The organism is Massilia agri (genome assembly GCF_024753255.1).
Taxonomy (GTDB): Bacteria; Pseudomonadota; Gammaproteobacteria; order Burkholderiales; family Burkholderiaceae_D; genus Telluria; species Telluria agri.
On the sequence record NZ_JANUHA010000002.1, the window covers coordinates 179,224 to 197,890 of the forward strand.

Consider the following 18,667-nt stretch of genomic DNA (forward strand, 5'->3'; position numbering starts at 1 on the left):
CGCATCCCCTCCCTTTCGGCAGGTTCCGCAAGCTTTGACTCCCGCGCTGGGCACCCTTGATGAGTGCCCAATGCATATGTATTACTTCAGCTCGGCCTTGGCGCCAGCTTCTTCCAGCTTCTTCTTGCCGGCTTCTGCGTCTGCCTTCGGCAGGGCTTCCTTCACGACCTTCGGTGCGCCGTCGACCAGGTCTTTGGCTTCTTTCAGGCCCAGACCGGTGATTTCGCGGACGGCCTTGATGACGCCGACCTTGTTCGCGCCGACTTCAGCCAGGACCAGGTTGAATTCGGTCTGCTCTTCAGCAGCAGCTGCGCCGCCAGCGGCGCCGCCAGCTGCCGGTGCTGCCATTGCAGCTGCCGACACGCCGAACTTCTCTTCGAAAGCCTTGACCAGGTCGTTCAGTTCCATGACCGACATTGCGCCAACTGCGTCCAGGAACTCTTCTTTGCTAATTGCCATTTGAAACTCCAAATATTGTGTGTGTGTAGTACAGGTTTGGTTCTACTTGAACAAAAAGTCGCGAAGCGATTACGCTTCGGCGGCTTCCGCTGCCGGAGCAGCCGAGCCTTCGCCTTTTTGTGCTGCGACTGCAGCCAGAACTCGTGCGAAGCCCGACACCGGTGCCTGCATGACGCCCAGCAGCTGGGCGATGAGGACTTCACGGCTCGGGATGCTTGCCAGCGCGGTCACGCCAGCAACATCCAGTTGCTTACCGGCGTAGTTACCAGCTTTCACGACCAGCTTGTCGTTGGTTTTAGCGAAGTCATTGATGACTTTAGCTGCTGCAACGGCGTCGTCCGAGATCGAGTAGATCAGCGGACCGGTCATGGAATCTGCCAGCGAAGCGAACTGCGTGCCTTCGACCGAGCGACGAGCCAGCGTGTTCTTCAGAACACGCAGGTAGACGCCCTGGGCACGTGCAGCTGCACGGAGTTTGGTCAAGTGAGCAACCTGGATGCCACGGTACTCAGCCACGACGATGGTCTGCGCGGTTGCAACTTTCGCGCTCACCTCTTCGACGACGGCCTTTTTGTCATTCAGATTAAGACCCACGGTCAATCTCCTTAAATGATGCGAACAACATGTTTGCATCGGTTCGAACACGGCGTCCGAAGTTAAGAAGTCAATCTAACGCGGATGAACTCACGCAGCGTGGACTACAAAACTTGTTCGGGTCACCATCTGCGTTGGGTGGTGTATTAACCTCAAGCTCAACCTCTGCCTTCGGCCCAACGGTCTTTGATTGCCTGCCGGAGCGGTAATTTGCTCCGACAGCCCAAAGATGCGCCCTGCGATGAAACTGCAGGGACTTTATTCAGTGCTATTAAGCAGCGATCGAAGCGTGGTCGACGCGGACGCCAGCGCCCATGGTCGACGACAGGGCGACCTTACGCAGGTACACGCCCTTCGAGGTTGCCGGCTTGGCCTTGTTCAGGGCATCCAGCAGTGCTGCCAGGTTGGTCTTGAGCTGTTCGTCCGAGAACGACTTGCGACCGATGGTGGCGTGGATGATGCCTGCCTTGTCGGTGCGGTACTGGACCTGACCGGCCTTGGCGTTCTTGACGGCCTCGGCGACGTTCGGGGTCACGGTGCCGACCTTCGGGTTCGGCATCAGGCCGCGCGGGCCCAGGATCTGACCCAGGGTACCGACGATACGCATGGTGTCCGGCGAAGCGATCACGATGTCGAACGGCATGTCGCCGGCCTTGACGCGCTCTGCCAGGTCTTCCATACCGACGATGTCGGCGCCGGCTGCTTTAGCAGCCTCAGCCTTGTCGCCCGAAGCGAAGACAGCGACGCGCACGGTCTTGCCGGTGCCTGCTGGCAGGACGACCGAACCGCGGACCACCTGGTCCGACTTCTTCGGATCCACGCCGAGCTGGATCGACACGTCGATCGACTCGTTGAACTTGGCGGTGGCGAATTCCTTGACGATCGACACAGCGTTGTCGAACGCGTAGACCTTGTTACGGTCCACTTTTGCTTTCATTTCTTTGACGCGCTTGGACAGCTTAGCCATTACACACCCTCCACCGTGATGCCCATCGAACGTGCCGAGCCAGCGATGATACGCACTGCTGCGTCCATGTCGGCGGCGGTCAGGTCCGGCTGCTTGGTTTTTGCGATTTCTTCAGCCTGGGCACGGGTCAGCGAGCCAACCTTGTCGGTATGTGGCTTCGGCGAACCCTTGGTGATGCCAGCGGCTTTCTTGATCAGGTAGGTTGCCGGCGGGGTCTTCATCACGAAGGTGAAGGACTTGTCCGCGAAGGCGGTGATCACGACCGGAATCGGCATGCCCGGCTCGAAGCCTTGGGTCTGGGCGTTGAACGCCTTGCAGAATTCCATGATGTTCAGACCGCGCTGGCCCAGTGCCGGACCGATCGGTGGGGATGGGTTTGCCTTACCAGCCGGGACTTGCAGCTTGATAAAGCCAATAATTTTCTTTGCCATGAATGGCTCCTAGATTGGCATTGAGTAGTAGCGCCCCACCACTACTACTCTGGCGGGGCTCCTCTTACCGGATTCCGCCTTGCTGCTGCGAACGCTCCGATTACGGCGTTTTAGACTTTCTCTACTTGCCCGAACTCCAGCTCCACCGGAGTTGCGCGGCCGAAGATGGTGACAGAGACACGCACCTTCGATTTTTCGTAGTTGACTTCCTCGACGTTGCCGTTGAAGTCGGTGAACGGGCCTTCCTTGATGCGCACCTGCTCGCCCACTTCGTACAGCACTTTTGGACGAGGCTTTTCGACGCCTTCCTGGACCTGCTGCATGATCTTGTCGATCTCGCGCGCCGGAATCGGCGTCGGCTTGTTCGACTTGCCGCCGATGAAGCCGGTGACCTTCGAGGTGTTCTTCACCAGGTGCCAGGTCTCGTCGGTCATTTCCATCTCAACCAGGACATAGCCCGGGAAGAAACGACGCTCGGAGACGGCTTTGGTGCCGTTGCGCATTTCGACGACTTCCTCGGTCGGAACCAGGATGCGGCCGAACTGTTCCGACATGCCCGCGCGCTCGATGCGCTCGGTCAGGGCGCGCATGACGCTCTTTTCCATGCCGGAGTAGACGTGGACGACGTACCAGCGCTTGTTGCTGACCGGGACACTCACGGGAGCCGCACCAGCGTCTTGCGCCGGGTCTTGGCCCGGCGCATTGTCTTGCACGTTTTCGCTCATCAGTTTTTCCATCCCAGGACCAGGTCGTACAATACGAACTCCAACACCTTATCCGTGCCCCACAGGAAAATCGCCGTCACGACCACGAAGGCAAACACGATGCCGGTGATCTGGGTGGCCTCTTTGCGGGTCGGCCAAACAACTTTCTTGGTCTCGCGCACCGACTCCTTGGCGAAGTTCAGGAAATCACGACCGGTAGTGGAAGTCCACAAAAGCAGGACAGCAAAAACTAAACCAGCCACGAGGGCGCCGGTGGCGACCAAGGCTGGTTTGTTTTGGCCTTTCAGGTAAAAGAACCCGACAACGCCTGCAATCGTGGCAACTACCGCCAGTGCGACCTTGAACTTGTCATTCGAGGTGCTGACAGTTTGCACGGATTGATTGGACATCTTCTTTTCTTTCGATGCTTGCGCACCAGAATTCGGTGGCAGGGGCGGAGGGAATCGAACCCGCGACCTTCGGTTTTGGAGACCGACGCTCTGCCAATTGAGCTACACCCCTACGAAAACTTCTCGCTGAATCCAGCATTATACATGGCGCGCGCGCGCCAGGCAATGCTGTTGGAGGGAAGCGTTGCTCCGCCTCCCTCTTGCATCACTTATTAGGCGATGATCTTGGCAACCACGCCGGCGCCGACGGTACGGCCGCCTTCGCGGATTGCGAAGCGCAGACCTTCTTCCATCGCGATCGGAGCGATCAGCTTGACGGTGATCGACACGTTGTCGCCTGGCATGACCATTTCTTTGTCAGCCGGCAGCACGATCGAACCGGTCACGTCAGTCGTACGGAAGTAGAACTGCGGACGGTAGTTGTTGAAGAACGGGGTGTGACGGCCGCCTTCGTCTTTCGACAGGACGTACACTTCGCCGGTGAAGTCGGTGTGCGGCTTGATCGAGCCCGGCTTGGCCAGGACCTGGCCACGCTGGACGTCTTCGCGCTTGGTACCGCGCAGCAGCAGGCCGACGTTGTCGCCAGCTTGACCCTGGTCCAGCAGCTTGCGGAACATTTCCACGCCGGTGCAGGTGGTCTTGACGGTGTCGACGATACCGACGATTTCGATTTCTTCGCCGACCTTGATGATGCCGCGCTCGACACGACCGGTCACCACGGTACCGCGGCCCGAGATCGAGAACACGTCTTCCACCGGCATCAGGAAGGCGCCGTCAACGGCACGTTCCGGGGTCGGGATGTACGAATCCAGCGCGTCAGCCAGTTGCATGATCGCGTCTTCGCCCAGCGGACCAGCCTGGCCTTCCAGCGCCATACGTGCCGAACCCTTGATGATCGGCAGGTCGTCGCCCGGGAACTCGTACTTCGACAGCAGTTCGCGCACTTCCATTTCGACCAGTTCCAGCAGTTCTGCGTCGTCGACCAGGTCGCACTTGTTCAGGAACACGATGATGTACGGAACGCCAACCTGACGCGCCAGCAGGATGTGCTCGCGGGTCTGCGGCATCGGGCCGTCAGCGGCCGAGCACACCAGGATCGCGCCGTCCATCTGCGCAGCACCGGTAATCATGTTCTTGATGTAGTCGGCGTGGCCTGGGCAGTCAACGTGGGCGTAGTGACGGTTTGCGGTTTCGTACTCGACGTGCGCGGTGTTGATGGTGATGCCGCGTGCTTTTTCCTCCGGAGCCGCGTCGATCTGGTCGTAGGCCTTGGCTTCGCCGCCGAACTTCTTCGACAGAACGGTTGCGATTGCAGCCGTCAGGGTGGTTTTGCCGTGGTCAACGTGACCGATGGTGCCGACGTTGACGTGCGGCTTGGTCCGTTCGAATTTTTCCTTTGCCATTTCAGACTCCTAAGATCTAACGATTTTTTTGAGAATTACCAGGCACACCTGACGGACGAGTACTACGCGACTGCCGTACAAAATTCTGGTGCCCTTGACGTGGATTGAACACGTGGCCTCTCCCTTACCAAGGGAGTGCTCTACCACTGAGCTACAAGGGCTTATTTTTTGCGGCTAGAAAAGACACCGCACTAACTGGAGCGGGTGAAGGGAATCGAACCCTCGTCGTAAGCTTGGAAGGCTTCTGCTCTACCATTGAGCTACACCCGCGAGGTACAACTTTCTTCAATTCGCTTCACGACTCTTCTTTTTGGTGGTGGGGGCTGGATTCGAACCAGCGTACTCAGAGAGGGCAGATTTACAGTCTGCTGCCTTTAACCACTCGGCCACCCCACCGCGAAGAACCGCAGAGTATGAAGCAAGCTCAACGTATTGTCAACTATGTTTCGGCAGACTTTGTCCGCGTCGCATAGCAGCGTTGCTTCGGGGCGTGATTGTAACGGGCGGGATGCAAAACCACAAGGGCGATTTTGTGGGAATTGCAGGGAATCGGGAAAAGCCCCGTTTCGGCGGGTTCGGACGTGGGTTTTGTAGGGCGGTCGGCTCCGCCGACCGCGCGTTCAACCAGCTCGAAAATGGACGATGTGCGTCAGTTCTACGTCGGTTTGAACGCGCGCACGGCGAAGCCGCCTTTCGTGGCCCGGTGCACCCTACGTGGGGCCGAGGGCTGCGAGAACCTGCCCTTTGAGCGCCTTGATCAGCGCGGTCTCATCCGGCGGCACGCCCTCCGGCGCTTCCAGCGTCCGGTCCGCATAGAACAGCCCCAACTGCACCTTCCCCACCACCAGCGGCAGCACGATGAAGCTCTTCGCATCCGGCAGCAGCCGGCGGTGCCATTCCGGCAGCAGGTCGCGGATCTTGGTGCTCGACGCATCCGAGATCATCAGGTCGGCGTCGTTCTCCATCGCCAGGTGGAACAGGTCGCGGCTGGAGGCCATCGGGAAGGCGAAGCCGGCCTGGAGGCGGGCGCCCTCCTCGCCCAGGGCCAGGCGCGCGCGGAACTGGTTGCTGCGCACGTCCTTCAGGCAGACGGTGGCAAAACGGAAGCCCAGCGCGCTGTACAGGGTCTCGAGCACGGCCATCACCACGTCGTTGACCTTGCCGCCGGTGGCGCGCAGCTGGGTCACGTCCTGCACGCCGGCCAGCAGCAGTTCGCGGGCGTTCTTCGGCTTGCCGCTCGGGTGGGCGCCTTCCTGCTCCTCCTCGCCGGCGTCGAGCGTCGCCAGCAGCAGCACATTCGGCAGGCCGCTGCCCGCTTCCTTCGCTTCGCTGCGCGGCGCGGGCTGCATGTTCATGCTCTCCAGCAGGCCGCGCATGCCCTCCTGCACCGCGTTCATCAGGGCGTCCATGCGCGCGCCGTCCAGGTCGAGCGCGTCGCCATAGCGGCCCAGCAGGGCCTTGGCCTCGGGCGAAGCCACCGGCTCGTGGGTCCGGGCCAGCAGGCGCGCCACGTCCTGGCTGAAGGAAGCCACCTGACGCATCCATTCACCGCGGTTGGCGGCCACTCGCACCGCCGTGGGCGGCAGGCTGCTCTGGGCGCGCACGATCATGTCGGGGATCTTCCACTCCTGCAGCACGGCCTGCGACAGTGCGTCGTAGCTGCAGCCGAGGATCATCTGTGAAGCCTGTCCCAGCGTATGCTTGCCGCCCGCCATCAGGGCGCCGATCTCGCGGTAGCGCTCGTGCGCGTGGCTGGCCACCAGCAGCGGGCCCAGGTTCTTGAACAGCGCGCAGATAGCCGCTTCCTCGGCGCCCTGGTAGAAGCTGTGGCGCGCCATCTCGCGACCCACCAGGCTGGCGCACAGGGCGGCTTCCAGCTCGACGCGCACGCTGCCGGCGTGTTCCGAACTGTCGAGGGCATCGACCAGCAGCATGGCCAGCGCGGTGGCCTTGACGTTGTCGAATCCCAGCAGCGAGATCGCGCGCGAGATCGTCGTCACCGGCGCGCCGGAGGTGGTGCGGTACTGGATGGTGTTCGACAGGCGCAGGATGCGCTGGGTCAGGGCCGGGTCCGACACCACGTAATAGGCCAGGTCATGGGTGCCCTGGTCGTCGCTGGAGGCCATCTCGACCACGCGGGCGATCGAGGCGCCGAGGGCGAACATCTCTTCGTCGCCGCAGACCTTGTTCATCAGGGCCGCACGCACGCGGCGGGTCGCGCCTTCGGACGGCAAATGGGATTCGGACATCGTTTAAGCTTTCACACTGCCGCTTTTTGAACCGCGGCCGGCTTGCTCACCCGTCCCTGTCCGTTGCGTTCGTATTTCTTGAGGATCTGGTGGTGCAGCGCCGACAGCGCGCCCAGTTTCGGATTGCCCGGGTCGAGCTTGCGCACATTGCCGATCAGGCCGCTGATCTGCTGGCCGAGGCGGTCGTCCCAGCCGTCGTGCTCGAGGCAGCGCAGCACCGCGAGGGCGGCGTTGAAGGCGACCGAGGGGTTGTTCGGCAGCTTGGTGGCCGCTTCCAGCATCAGTTCGACGGCGCCCTGGTAGTCGCCATTCCTGGCGCGCGCGGCGCCGCCGTTGACCAGGTCGACCACGTGCTGGCGGCTTTCCTGCGCCAGCGTGCGTGCCAGGTCGGGGAAGCCCGCGCCTTCGAGCACGCCCATGGCGCGCGCCATGCCGGCGTCGCTCGAGGCATTGCGCATCACCTCGCGCACGATCTCGGCGCCGCCCTCTTCCATATTGTTTTCCAGGCAGGTGCGCGCCAGCTCCAGCTTGAGGTCGGCGGACAGCGCCGGCGCATCCTTGCAGGCCTCCAGCGCGGTGTTGAGGGCGTCGTTCAGGCGCGTCTCGTTGCCGGTGAATTCATGCAGCAGGGCCGAGGAGATCGCGCTGCACAGCGTGGTGTTGGGACGTCCGCCCATCGAGCGGTCGAGGTCGCGGATCACCGAGGCGGCCGCCACCGGGTCGCCCTTCCTGACCAGGGTGCGCACCAGCTTCACGTGGTCTTCGGGGTCGCGGAATTCCGAATACTTGGCCTTGCTGACCACCTGCTTGAGGAATTTTTCGGCCGACTCGTTGTCGCCGGCTTCGAAAGCGGTCTCGCCCAGGGTGCGCAGGCGCCGCACCGCGTGCGGGGACACCGCCACCGCTTCCTGCAGCACCGCCTGCGACTGGGCCAGGTCGCCCACCGCCGCATGGGTGCGCGCCAGCCAGTCGTAGGCGTCGACGAAATTGCGGTTGGAGTCGACCAGCTCTTCCAGCATCTCCTGGGCTTCGCCGTACTGCTTGCGCAGGAACAGGGTCTTGGCCAGGCCCAGGCGCGCCCAGGCGATCGCCTTCACTTCGATCAGCTTGCGGTAGATCGGCTCGGCCTGCTCCGGCTCGCCCAGGAAGACGTGCAGCTCGGCGCGCAGGCGCAGGAAGTCGACCGCGTAGCGCGGATGCAGGCCTTCGCCCGCGATGCAGGCCTCGATCGCCTCGCGCTGGTCGCCCGCTTCCATCAGGGTGTAGACCGGCATGAAGGCGCTGCGCCGGTCGAGCGCGCGCGCGATGCGCTCGAGGAGGCGGTCGGCGGTGAAGGGTTTCAGGATGTAGTCGGTGGGCGCCAGCTCGGCGGCGCTGACCACCTTGCTGTGGTTGCCTTCGGCCGTGACCATGAAGAACATGGTCGACAGGGGCATCAGCTTGTGGTGGCGCACGTCTTCCAGCAGCTGCTGGCCGTCCTGGCCGCCCTCGAGGTCGTACTCGCACAGGATCATGTCGAAACTGCGCAGGCCCAGGTGCTTGACGGCCAGGTTGGACGAACTGGCATGCTCGATGCGCGTCAACCCGCACATATTGAGCATGCTGTGGATATTGGCGCGCATGCCCGCGTGGGGCTCGATGATCAGGGCCGTGAGGCCTTCCAGTTCGTTCATGGGGTTCCGTAAGCCTGCGTTGGGCATGGGCGGCCGCTACATAGGCTGCCGCATCGATTGAGTATATTACGGCTGGGGAACGAATTAGTTAAATTGGGTAAAGACCCGGTAATTACGGGCAAGAGATGCGGGGAAAAAGCGACACCGTGGCGTGTCAGCTGCCCGCAGAGAAGGCGGCTGCTTGTCGCAATGGCATGCGGCGGCCGTTGATGCACTCGGTCTTGCCCTCGCCGATGACGATGTTCTGGTAACGGACTTCGTACTTGCCGGCGGCCAGCTTGTCGATAATGAAATTGCCGTTCGGCTGGACGTAGGCATGGCGCACGTTCGAGCGACGGTCCAGGTCATAGAGCTTGACGAAGATCGGCGAGGAATTCTCGCTGTTGTCGATGATGACCTGCATCTCGCTGCCGCTATTGCCGACCGGATAACCCGGCAGGTAGCCGGACTCGGCCGGCCACGGATCGCCGCTGGGGGCGGCCAGGGTCTGCAGGTCGGTGCCGCAGTCGGGGGCGCGCGCCGGGACCACCAGCTGGGTCACGGCCAGGGCCTTGATCTCGGGCGGGGGCTCTTTGCCTTCGCCGCCGAAGCGGCGCGCCCAGCCTTCGGTGCTGGCGTCGGCCCCGAGGTCATCGGGACGGTCGGGCGCCGGCGCGGCCTTCGCGCCAGGCGCGGCCGCGGCGGCCACCTCGGACTTGCCGGCCCAGGACAGCACATCCGGCAATTTGCCGCGGGGCTGCTGCCCGATGAAGACGGCGGCGGCGGCGCCCAGCACGAAGCAGGTCGACAGGCCCAGCCACCAGCGCGGATCGCGCAGCAGCCTGGCGCGCGGGCGGCCCTCGCCGGTGGCGCGCGGCTCCCAGCTTTCCGGCCGGCCGCGCCCCGCCCCCTGTTCGCCCTCTTCGGCGCCGCTGCTTTCCAGCCACTCGACTTCCCACTCCTCGGACGCGATCCACTCGTCGTGCTCCTTGCGGCGCACCGGATCGGACAGGGTGTTGTAGGCGGTGTTGACGATCGCCATGATGCGGGCGGCTTTTTCGTCGCCCGGATTCTTGTCGGGATGGTATTTCTGGCTCAGGGCCTTGTACGCCGCACGAATGACTTCCGCCGGCGCGCCGCGCGCGACCTTCAGGTTGTCATAGTGGGTATGGATCTTGGCCATGGTCTGTCGAAAAGTCCCGCTGCTGCCGGTCGTGAGAATGTTCAGGCGATCCGAGCCGATCCGGGGTGGTACAGCTTAGCCGGATTTGTATCCAGAGCGCAAGATGTCAAAAATTCTACAGGCGGTGGGCCCGGTCCGCCCGCACGATAGCGTCGGGCAATTCCACATCCTGTCCGACCACCAGCACCTTGAACAGCTCGCCCATTTCGGCCGGCGAGACCAGCTTCTGCACCGCGCGCGATTGCGGCAGGAAGTCCAGGACCTGCTCGGGGTCGCTTGCCATCAGGAGCTCGCCGATGCCGGCGCCCAGCAGGAAGGAAGCCTGGTTCATATAGGCCAGCACCGGCAGGCCGGCTTCCTGGGACGCCAGCGCCATCGCGGTGAAGTCGACGTGGGCGGTAATGTCTTGCAGGCCCGGCAGGTAGAAGGGATCCGGGTGGGCGTGGTGGCGGTAGTGGCACATCAGGGTGCCGCCCATGCGCTGGTCGAGGTAGTACTCGTGGGCCGGGAAACCGTAGTCGAACAGGATGGCGGCGCCGCGGCCCTCTTTCATCATGGCGGCCAGCGAGGCCATGAAGCCCTCGGCGACGGGGTGGATCTCGGTGAGGTAGCCGTCCGGCAGCTGCCCGGCATCGGGGACCTGGCGCGCCACCTGGGCCGCGAGCCCCGGAGGCAGCGGCGCCGCGACAAAAGCGAAGGCGCCCTCGCGCACGGTGACCATCTGGCGCATCCACTGGCCGTCCTGGCGGACGACGAGTTCCACCGGCATCGCGTCCAGCACCTCGTTGGCCAGCACCACGCCGCTGAAATGTTCCGGCATGCCGTCCAGCCAGCGGACCTGCGGCAGGTCTTTCAATGCTTCCTGCTGGCGCGCGCGCAGTTCGCCGGACAGTTCGATGATCGTATACGCGTTGACGGCCACGCCCATGCGGTCGAGGGCCGTGAGCACGTCGCGCGCCAGCTTGCCGGTCCCGGCGCCGAATTCGATGATCTCGGGCGCGCTTTGGGCGATAATATGGGCGGCCACGCGCGCCAGGGCGGCCCCGAACAGGGGCGAGATCTCGGGCGCGGTCGTGAAGTCGCCGCTCGCGCCCAGTTTGGACGCGCCGCCGCTGTAATACCCGAGCCTGGGCGCATACAGCGCCAGTTCCATGAACCGTGAAAACGCCATCGCTCCGCCGAGCTCTTCGATTTCGGCGGCGATCAGTTGTTGCAGGGACTGGGATGCGGCAAGCGCGTCGGGGGTGGGTGCGGGCAGGGACATGCCGGCATTGTAGCGAAATCAGCTCTTATCAACTAATAGCAAGCAACCATGGACAACGCGATGCATCCCGCCCCTAAGGTCGCGCTGGTGACCGGCGCGGGGCGCCGCCTGGGCCGCGCCATCGCGCTCGGGCTGGCGGGCGCCGGCTGGGACGTGGCCGTGCACTACCGCCATTCGGAAGGCGACGCGCGAGAGACGGCGGAAGCGATCCGGGCCCTAGGCCGGCGCGCCGCACTGTTCCAATGCGAGCTGCAGGATGAAGCCGCCGTACGCGCCCTGCCCGGCCGCGTCGCCGCGGAACTGGGCGTGATCACTTGTGTAGTGAACAACGCTTCGTTGTTCGAATACGACAGTGCCACCACCTTCTCGCCGGCCCTCCTGAACACCCACATGGCGGCGAACGTGACGGCGCCGCTGCTGCTGGCCCAGGCCCTGCACGCCATGACGCTTGCCGGCAGCCAGGCCGTGGTGGTCAACCTGCTGGACCAGAAACTGTACAATCTCAACCCGGATTTTCTGTCGTACACGCTGTCGAAGGCGGCGCTGCACACGGCTACCACGGTGCTGGCGCAGGCGCTGGCGCCGTCGGTGCGCGTGGTCGGCGTGGCGCCGGGCATCACGATGGTGTCGGGCGAGCAGAGCGAGGAAGGCTTCCGGCAGGCGCACACCATGACGCCGTTGAAACGCTCCTCGACCCCGCAGGACATCGCCGACGCCGTGGTCTTTGCTGTCGGCGCGCGGGCGCTGACCGGCACCACCCTGCTGGTCGACGGCGGCCAGCATTTGCAGGCGTCGCCGCGCGACGTGATGTTCCTGACCGAACCAAACAACCATTCATAAAAGGCTTTATCCATGTTATCCGCCCTGATTCACCCGAGCTTGCGCGACTGCCGCCGGCTGTTCCTGCGCAATTACGAAGTGATGATCAACATCGGCGTGCATGACTTCGAGAAGAAGGCGGAACAGCGTGTCCTGATCAACGTCGACCTCTACATCCCGCTCGAGCAGTCGACGCCGAAGGCCGACCAGCTGTCGGAAGTGGTCGACTACGACTTCATGCGCGAGACCATCGCCAAGCGCATCTCGAAGGGCCACATCCATCTGCAGGAAACCCTGTGCGACGACGTGGTCAAGGCGATGCTGACCCACCCGCGCGTGCGCGCCGCGCGCGTGTCGACCATGAAGCCGGATGTCTATCCGGATTGCGAAGGCGTGGGCGTGGAAGTGTTTTCGGTGAAGGAAGAAGCATGAGCGAAGCGGATCTCGACCAGCTGAACCCGGACGCGAATAAGTTGGAAAAAGCCAAACTCGAAAAAATCGCGTACGAGAACAACAAGCTGCACAAGCGCCTGTGCCGCCTGGTGGGCCAGGCCATCGGCGACTTCAACATGATCGAGGACGGCGACAAGGTCATGGTCTGCCTGTCGGGCGGCAAGGACAGCTATGCCCTGCTCGACATCCTCATGACCCTGCGCGAGCGCGCACCGATCAATTTTGAGATCGTCGCGGTCAACCTCGACCAGAAGCAGCCGAACTTCCCGGCCGAGGTGCTGCCGGCCTACCTCGACAAGCTGGGCGTGCCCTACCACATCGAGAACCAGGACACCTACAGCATCGTCAAGCGCCTGGTCCCGGAAGGCAAGACCACCTGCTCGCTGTGCTCGCGCCTGCGTCGCGGCATCCTCTACCGCGTGGCGGATGAGCTGGGCTGCAACAAGATCGCCCTGGGCCACCACCGCGACGACATCCTCGAGACTTTCTTCCTGAACATGTTCTTCGGCGGGAAGCTGAAGGGCATGCCGGCAAAATTGGTGTCGGACGACGGCAAGCACATGGTGATCCGTCCGCTGGCCTATGTGAAGGAAGCGGATACCGAGCGCTATGCCGAAGTGAAGGGCTTCCCGATCATCCCGTGCGACCTGTGCGGCTCGCAGGAAAACCTGCAGAGGAAGCAGATCAAGGCCATGCTGCGCGACTGGGAAAAGAAACACCCGGGCCGCGTCGAGAACGTGTTCTCGTCCCTGAGCACCGTGGTGCCTTCGCACCTGCAGGACCGCAATCTGTTCGGCTTCGTCGACCTCAAGACCGACGGCGTGCCGAACCCGCTGGGCGACATCGCCTTCGACGAGGAGCCGTGCTCGACGCCGGCGCCGAACACGATCTCGCTCACGCAGCTGTAATCACCCGGTCCGGGCCTGGCGCCGGCGCAGGCCCAGCAGCGCCAGACCGGCAGCCAGCATCGCGCCGTGCGCCGGTTCCGGCACGGCCGACACCAGGAGCTGCGTATCCTCGGTCCAGTAGTAGTAGCCGAACAGCTGCCGGTAGACCTGGAAGCGGTAATTCTGGTTCTGGGTTCCAATGTCGAGTAGCGTTTCCTGCAAGTCGTAGCCCGATCCTTGGCTCCAGTGCGCCTTCATCTCGAAGGTGGGGCCGAGCGGTCCGTCGGGTACGAACCGAAAGTGCTCCAGCGAGCAGGAATCGTTGACGCCCAACGATGCGCCGCAGTTGGCATAGTCCCCCGCAATGTTGTCATGGCCGAAGCGCAGTTCGCTCACTTCCGTTTCGTCGATCCAGCCGTCGCCATTACTGTCCTCGCCCCTGACAAAGGCCGACAGATTGGCAGGTTCGTAGGGCGGTGGCGGCGGCGGTTCCGGACTCCAGCCGTAGGTGATACGGCCCATGACGTCGGTGAATTGCACGTTCCACGCGCCCTCCTGGGCCTGCGCCATGCCGGCGGCGAGCGCCAGTGCGGCGCCCAGCAGCAGTCGTTTCACCATCGTCATGCCCTCCTTGACGAGACTGGGCGCCGGCACCGCGCGCCGAGCAAGGTTGCCAGGCCCGCAGCCAGCATCAGGCCGTGGCCTGGCTCCGGCACCGCCGAGATCTGGGTCACCTGCAGGGTCGTGTCCTCGGTCCAGTAATAGCTGCCGTAGAGCTCGCGGTAATATTCGAAGCGGTATTCCTTGCCCGTCTCGACCCGCGCGAAACGTTCCCGCATCCCGTCACCCCGCTGCTCCCATTGCGAAGACATCTCGAAGACGGGCCCCAGCGGGCTATCGGGCGCGAACCGGAAGGCGAGCAGCGCGCAATAGTTATAGGCGTCGCCAGTGGTTTCGCAATTGACATAGTTACCGGTAAAGCCGTCATTGCCGAAGCGCAGTTCACTCAGCTCCGACTCGTCGATCCAGCCGTCATCGTTGCGGTCTTCGCCGCGCACCAGTCCGCTCAGGGTGGTGCGCTCGAATGGCGGCGGGGGTTCGTTGTCCCAGCTGAATCCATGGGTGCGCCCGCTGATTTCCAGGAAGTCCACGCGCCACGTGATCTCCTGCCCCTGTGCGCCGCTTGCTGCCAGCGCCAATGCTGCTGCAAGCAGCGTCGGTTTCTTCATTTCACTCTCCCTCAGAAAAGTGCACTAAGGAAGCCGGCAGCCTGGTACGGAGCGGCCTCTGGCGTAGAGTAGCGCCGTAAGGGAGACATGTCGCGGATGCACCAATCGTGTGCACGAAAATACAACTCGACAGTGGCAACAGGGGGGCGCCGTCGTGATACGCTGGGCTTTTCCCTGCACAGAAAAAGGATGCCAATGAGCCTGCTGCGCCTGTTCCGCCACCTGACCCTGCCTCTCTCCCTCGGCTTCGCCATGCTCGCGCCCGCCGAGGCCCTGGCCGAGCCGGGTGCGCTCTACCTGGTCCGCCATGGCGAGAAGGCAGCAAGCGGCAAGGATCCGGAACTGACGCCGCAAGGCAGGCTGCGCGCCGAGAACGTGGCCGCCATCCTCGGCAAGGCAGGCATCACTGCCATCTACAGTTCCAATACCCAGCGCACCCGCCAGACCGCCGCGCCGCTGGCGCAGCAAAGCGGCATCGCCGTGGCGCTCTACGATCCGGGCAATCCGAAGGCGCTCGTCGCGCAGGTGCAGAACGTGCGCGCAGCCGGCGCGAACGTGCTGGTGGTCGGCCACTCGAACACCCTGCCGGAACTGGTGCGCCTGTTCGGCGGCGTGCCGGGACCCGACATCCTCGACGACGAATACGACCGTCTCTACCAGCTCACCGGCAGGGAGGGCGCGGTGCGCACGGTCCTGTTGCGCTCCCTTCCTGTTACGCCACAACAATAACCGGCGGTTCCAATGCACCCCGGCATCGGTTACGATGTAAAAAGGACGTCAATACGGGGAACATCTTGGATTTGTCGCAGGAGCGCTTCGAGCGCGCCGTCAATCTCATCTACGAGACGCTGGAAAACCGGGGCGGCTGGCGTCCGGTGCTGGAGTGCCTGCACGAGGCGGTCGGCGGCCGCGCGATCCACCTGCTGGCCTTCGACGCCGAGCATGGCGCCCTGTCGTACAGCGACGGCGCCGACATGGCGCCCCAGATCGACCTCGAGTACATCCAGAAATACCAGTTCATCGATTCGCGCGTCGGCCTGCTGCGCACCCTGGCGCCGGACGTCTGGCTGCACTGCCACGAGCACTTCGACGACGCCTTCGTGGCCGGCGATCCCTTCTATCAGGAATTCCTGATTCCCCACGGCGCGCGCTACCTGTCGGCCTGCAAGCTGGTGGAGAACGCGGAGGCGACCGTCATCCTGGCCTGCCTGCGGCGCACGGGCGAAGGCCCGATGCCGGCTGACGCCCTGGACTTCCTCGACCGCCTGCGCCCGCACCTGCAGCGCGCCGTGCGCCTCGGGCTCGCCCGCTTCGTCTACTCGGCCCAGGCCCTGGTCGGCCACGCCCTGGTCGACAAGCTGCGCCAGCCGGTCATGCTGCTCACCACCACCGGCGACGTGGTGCTGGCCAACGAGGCCGCGCGCTGCCTGCTCGGCTCGACCAGCCTGGTGCAGGTGGCGGACGGCCGCCTGGTCCTGCCCCAGGCCTATCGCCGGACCTTCCTCGAGCAGTGCGCCGGGCTCGAACACGCGGTCCGCGCCACGGGGGCGGCGGCAGGTAGCGGCGGCGGCAAGGATTTTCGTTCGCTGCACATGACGAGCGAGCCCGGCGCCGCGCAGGACGTGCTCTACGGTTTCTTCACGATGCTGGTGCCGGAACGGACCCTGGGCAGCTTCGGCCTGCGGCCGCTGGTGATGCTGATCTTCTACCACCCTGGGTCGGCCCAGGTGATCGACTCGGCCCTCCTGACGGCGGCCTTCGGGCTCTCGCACGCGGAATGCCGGGTGGCGTCCCACCTGGCGGACGGAATGCCGCTCAAGGCGATTGCGGAGACGCTGGGGGTGCAATACGACACGGTGCGCAAGCAGCTGCTGTCGATCTACCAGAAGACGGCGACCAACCGGCAGCCGGAGCTGGTGAGGTTGCTGATGAATCTTCCCGCCTCGGCTGTTCAGCGGGCGCTGAAGTCAGAGGCGGCTGTGCTTTCGTAGGGTGGTCGGCTCCGCCGACCGCGCGTTCAACCAGTGCGTGAATAGCGCACGCCGCATCCGTTTATACGGGAGTTGAACGCGCGCACGGCGAAGCCGTGCACCCTACAAAATCAAGGCGCGACGTTGGTGCGCAGCACCGGATACAGCCTGAAACGCTCATCCCACGAGGCATGGCGCTGGGCGAAGAACTCCAGGCGCGCATGCGGGTTTTTGGCGAAGGCCGGGTCGGTTTCGAGGCGGCGCTTGAACTCCGCCGCCACCGCCGGATCCTTCAGCTGCTCGCGCGCCACGTCCTCGGCCACATACTCTTCCATGTATTCCTTGCGCTCGTAGGCGTTGTTGAAGAAGCCCCAGGCCAGCAGCGAGTCCGGGGCCTGCGGTTCCAGCATCGCCACGACCAGGCGCGCCTTCGGCTGGTTCACCGGCACGAAGAGCGAGCCCGCCAGCACGGCGCGCGCTTCCGGTTTCCAGTTGCCTTCCACCGTCAGGCGCTGGTGCGACTCGAAGGAGGTGGCGCCAAAGGTCGCCTTGTCGGCGCGGAAGGTCTCGGCTTCCAGCTTCGCGATCGGCTTGCTCAGCTTCTGGAAGCTGATGCCGTGCAGCGCCAGTTTGTTCGCCACGATGTCGGCATAGGCGGCCGGCACGATGTAGCCGGCACGCGGCGCCGCGATCACCTTGTCGGCCACCACTTCCTCGCGCAGCGGCACGCGCCAGACCTGCGGTTTGCTTTCGTCGTAGCGGGTCATCAGCATGCCCGAGATATCGGACTGGGTGCGGGTGAACTCGTAGCCATTGAAGTCGACCATCTGCGTTTTATCGGTGGTGCGGTAGGTCAGCGCCACCTCGCCGCCGGCCAGCTTCGATGCGCGCGCATCGGCCGCTTTCGCCGCAGCCTGCCAGTCGGCGCCGTTCTTCGCGACCTGCTCGAGGATCGAGATCACGGTGTTGTGGGTCACGCGCACGCGGGTCGGGTAGTCCTTCCACGAGTGGGTCTCGACCAGCAGGGCCATGCGGTTGCGCAGCTGGAAGTAGCCGGTCGAGAAGCGCGGGTCCGAGACGCTGTCGATGAAGCCCGACATCGGGTCGTCGGTCTTGGCGAAGGACATGTAGTAGGACTGCGGGGTGGAGCCCTGCCTGGCGATGTCGCCGATCACGCCGGTGCGCAGGGCCAGGCCGGCCTTGCGGAATTCGGGGTCGCCCGAGTACACCGGCTCGACCTGGATCGAGACGTCGTGCTGGAACTTGGCGCCGTCGGTCACGTGCAGGTCGACGTAGGTCAGCGGGTCCCAGGCGTTCACCAGTTTCAGCATCGCCTGCATCTCGGGCGCGTCGGCCTTGACGTAGTCGCGGTTCAGGTTGAAGTTCTGCGCCGTGGTGCGCCAGCCCATCTCGACCGGGCCGCGCTGGTTCGGGCGGTTCCACTTGCCGAAGCGCTCGTGGCCGTCGACGTTGAAGACCGGGACGAAGACCAGCACCTGCTTCTCCAACGCGCCCTTGGCGAGTTTGCCGTCCAGGGTTTCGCGCAGGGCCAGGAAGCCGGCGTCCTTGCCGTCGATCTCGCCCGCATGGATGCCGCCCTGGATCAGGGTCACCGGCAGGCCCGCCTTTTGCGCCGCGGCCGGCGTGAACACGCCCTTGCCGTTGACGATCAGCGCCAGCATCGGACGTCCTTCCGGGGTGCGGCCGAATTCGGTGCACTTGACCTGCTTCGGATACGCCTTCTGGAACGCGCCGCACAGGGTGATGACTTCGTCGTAGCGGCCGGTGGCCTGGAAGCCGGAGCGCTCGGAGATGGTCGTCAGGGCAGTCGCGGCGTGGGCGGTGTGCGACAGGGGGACAGCGGCCAGCATGGCCAGCAATACGGCGGAACGGATCATCCTTGAATCTCCGGCAATTGACGAGGTGACAAAGCGGATGATTATAGACCCGTTTTCCCAAATGAAACGGCCCGGGCAGCGGGTGCTGGCCGGGC

At 64.0% G+C, this 18,667-nt stretch carries 19 protein-coding genes and 4 tRNA genes; 5 read left to right on the forward strand and 18 right to left on the reverse strand.

All coding sequences use genetic code 11. The features are described from left to right. Positions 1-81 precede the first annotated feature (81 nt). The 15 genes from rplL to NX780_RS03880 form a co-directional block, all read right to left on the reverse strand. On the reverse strand, positions 82-459 hold the full coding sequence (rplL, locus tag NX780_RS03810) for a 50S ribosomal protein L7/L12 (RefSeq protein ID WP_258826529.1): 378 nt from the start codon (positions 457-459) through the stop codon (positions 82-84). A 69-nt stretch (positions 460-528) separates the two neighbouring features. Next, complete coding sequence (rplJ, locus tag NX780_RS03815; RefSeq protein ID WP_258826530.1) at positions 529-1,053, reverse strand: 50S ribosomal protein L10; 525 nt, start codon at positions 1,051-1,053, stop codon at positions 529-531. A 271-nt stretch (positions 1,054-1,324) separates the two neighbouring features. Continuing rightward, positions 1,325-2,020, reverse strand: a complete 696-nt coding sequence (gene rplA / locus NX780_RS03820; RefSeq protein ID WP_258826531.1) for a 50S ribosomal protein L1 — start codon at positions 2,018-2,020, stop codon at positions 1,325-1,327. Then, positions 2,020-2,451, reverse strand: coding sequence for a 50S ribosomal protein L11 (gene rplK / locus NX780_RS03825; RefSeq protein ID WP_211526658.1), 432 nt, complete (start codon positions 2,449-2,451; stop codon positions 2,020-2,022). The genes rplA and rplK overlap by 1 nt, the downstream gene beginning before the upstream one ends. Before the next feature lie 110 nt (positions 2,452-2,561). Then, positions 2,562-3,176, reverse strand: coding sequence for a transcription termination/antitermination protein NusG (gene nusG / locus NX780_RS03830; protein WP_258826532.1), 615 nt, complete (start codon positions 3,174-3,176; stop codon positions 2,562-2,564). Next, positions 3,176-3,565 carry a preprotein translocase subunit SecE gene (gene secE / locus NX780_RS03835; RefSeq protein ID WP_258826533.1) on the reverse strand — a complete coding sequence of 130 codons (390 nt, stop codon included), beginning with the start codon at positions 3,563-3,565 and terminating at the stop codon, positions 3,176-3,178. Before secE ends, nusG begins: the two co-directional genes overlap by 1 nt. 36 nt (positions 3,566-3,601) lie before the next feature. Further along, a tRNA-Trp gene (locus tag NX780_RS03840) sits at positions 3,602-3,677 on the reverse strand. 100 nt (positions 3,678-3,777) lie between these two features. After that, positions 3,778-4,968 carry an elongation factor Tu gene (gene tuf / locus NX780_RS03845; protein ID WP_036209002.1) on the reverse strand — a complete coding sequence of 397 codons (1,191 nt, stop codon included), beginning with the start codon at positions 4,966-4,968 and terminating at the stop codon, positions 3,778-3,780. Positions 4,969-5,054: 86 nt separating this feature from the next. Continuing rightward, positions 5,055-5,129: transfer RNA gene (locus NX780_RS03850), tRNA-Thr, on the reverse strand. Between the two features lie 35 nt (positions 5,130-5,164). Next, a tRNA-Gly gene (locus tag NX780_RS03855) sits at positions 5,165-5,238 on the reverse strand. Positions 5,239-5,279: 41 nt separating this feature from the next. Beyond that, positions 5,280-5,364 (reverse strand) — tRNA-Tyr (locus tag NX780_RS03860). Between the two features lie 314 nt (positions 5,365-5,678). Further along, positions 5,679-7,217, reverse strand: a complete 1,539-nt coding sequence (locus tag NX780_RS03865; RefSeq protein ID WP_258826534.1) for an HDOD domain-containing protein — start codon at positions 7,215-7,217, stop codon at positions 5,679-5,681. Positions 7,218-7,228: 11 nt separating this feature from the next. Further along, the gene (locus tag NX780_RS03870) at positions 7,229-8,890 is read right to left on the reverse strand and encodes a tetratricopeptide repeat protein (protein ID WP_258826535.1); all 1,662 of its coding nucleotides are present in this window, start codon (positions 8,888-8,890) and stop codon (positions 7,229-7,231) included. Between the two features lie 154 nt (positions 8,891-9,044). Next, positions 9,045-10,052, reverse strand: coding sequence for a J domain-containing protein (locus NX780_RS03875; protein WP_258826536.1), 1,008 nt, complete (start codon positions 10,050-10,052; stop codon positions 9,045-9,047). 115 nt (positions 10,053-10,167) lie between these two features. Beyond that, positions 10,168-11,316, reverse strand: coding sequence for a class I SAM-dependent methyltransferase (locus tag NX780_RS03880; RefSeq protein WP_258826537.1), 1,149 nt, complete (start codon positions 11,314-11,316; stop codon positions 10,168-10,170). 60 nt (positions 11,317-11,376) lie between these two features. Between NX780_RS03880 and NX780_RS03885 the strand changes: the two genes are divergently transcribed. From NX780_RS03885 to ttcA, 3 genes are read left to right on the forward strand one after another with little or no spacing between them, the layout of a single operon-like run. Then, entirely contained in the window at positions 11,377-12,156 is a 780-nt protein-coding gene (locus NX780_RS03885) for an SDR family oxidoreductase (RefSeq protein ID WP_258826538.1), read from the forward strand. A 12-nt stretch (positions 12,157-12,168) separates the two neighbouring features. Next, positions 12,169-12,567 (forward strand): dihydroneopterin aldolase, encoded by a 399-nt coding sequence (locus NX780_RS03890; protein WP_159698620.1) that lies wholly within the window; start codon positions 12,169-12,171, stop codon positions 12,565-12,567. Next, positions 12,564-13,496, forward strand: coding sequence for a tRNA 2-thiocytidine(32) synthetase TtcA (gene ttcA / locus NX780_RS03895; RefSeq protein WP_258826539.1), 933 nt, complete (start codon positions 12,564-12,566; stop codon positions 13,494-13,496). Before NX780_RS03890 ends, ttcA begins: the two co-directional genes overlap by 4 nt. Here ttcA and NX780_RS03900 read toward each other — a convergent pair whose 3' ends face one another. After that, positions 13,497-14,099: a PEP-CTERM sorting domain-containing protein gene (locus NX780_RS03900; RefSeq protein WP_258826540.1), complete on the reverse strand. Its 603-nt coding sequence runs from the start codon at positions 14,097-14,099 to the stop codon at positions 13,497-13,499. Continuing rightward, positions 14,096-14,704, reverse strand: coding sequence for a PEP-CTERM sorting domain-containing protein (locus NX780_RS03905; RefSeq protein WP_258826541.1), 609 nt, complete (start codon positions 14,702-14,704; stop codon positions 14,096-14,098). Before NX780_RS03905 ends, NX780_RS03900 begins: the two co-directional genes overlap by 4 nt. 195 nt (positions 14,705-14,899) lie before the next feature. Here NX780_RS03905 and NX780_RS03910 point away from each other — a divergent pair, with 195 nt between their 5' ends. Both NX780_RS03910 and NX780_RS03915 read left to right on the forward strand, forming a co-directional pair. Then, positions 14,900-15,433 carry a SixA phosphatase family protein gene (locus NX780_RS03910; protein WP_258826542.1) on the forward strand — a complete coding sequence of 178 codons (534 nt, stop codon included), beginning with the start codon at positions 14,900-14,902 and terminating at the stop codon, positions 15,431-15,433. A gap of 65 nt (positions 15,434-15,498) precedes the next feature. Further along, positions 15,499-16,695 (forward strand): helix-turn-helix transcriptional regulator, encoded by a 1,197-nt coding sequence (locus NX780_RS03915; protein ID WP_258826543.1) that lies wholly within the window; start codon positions 15,499-15,501, stop codon positions 16,693-16,695. Positions 16,696-16,805: 110 nt separating this feature from the next. Here NX780_RS03915 and NX780_RS03920 read toward each other — a convergent pair whose 3' ends face one another. Beyond that, positions 16,806-18,572, reverse strand: coding sequence for a M14 family metallopeptidase (locus NX780_RS03920; protein WP_258826544.1), 1,767 nt, complete (start codon positions 18,570-18,572; stop codon positions 16,806-16,808). Positions 18,573-18,667 lie beyond the last annotated feature (95 nt).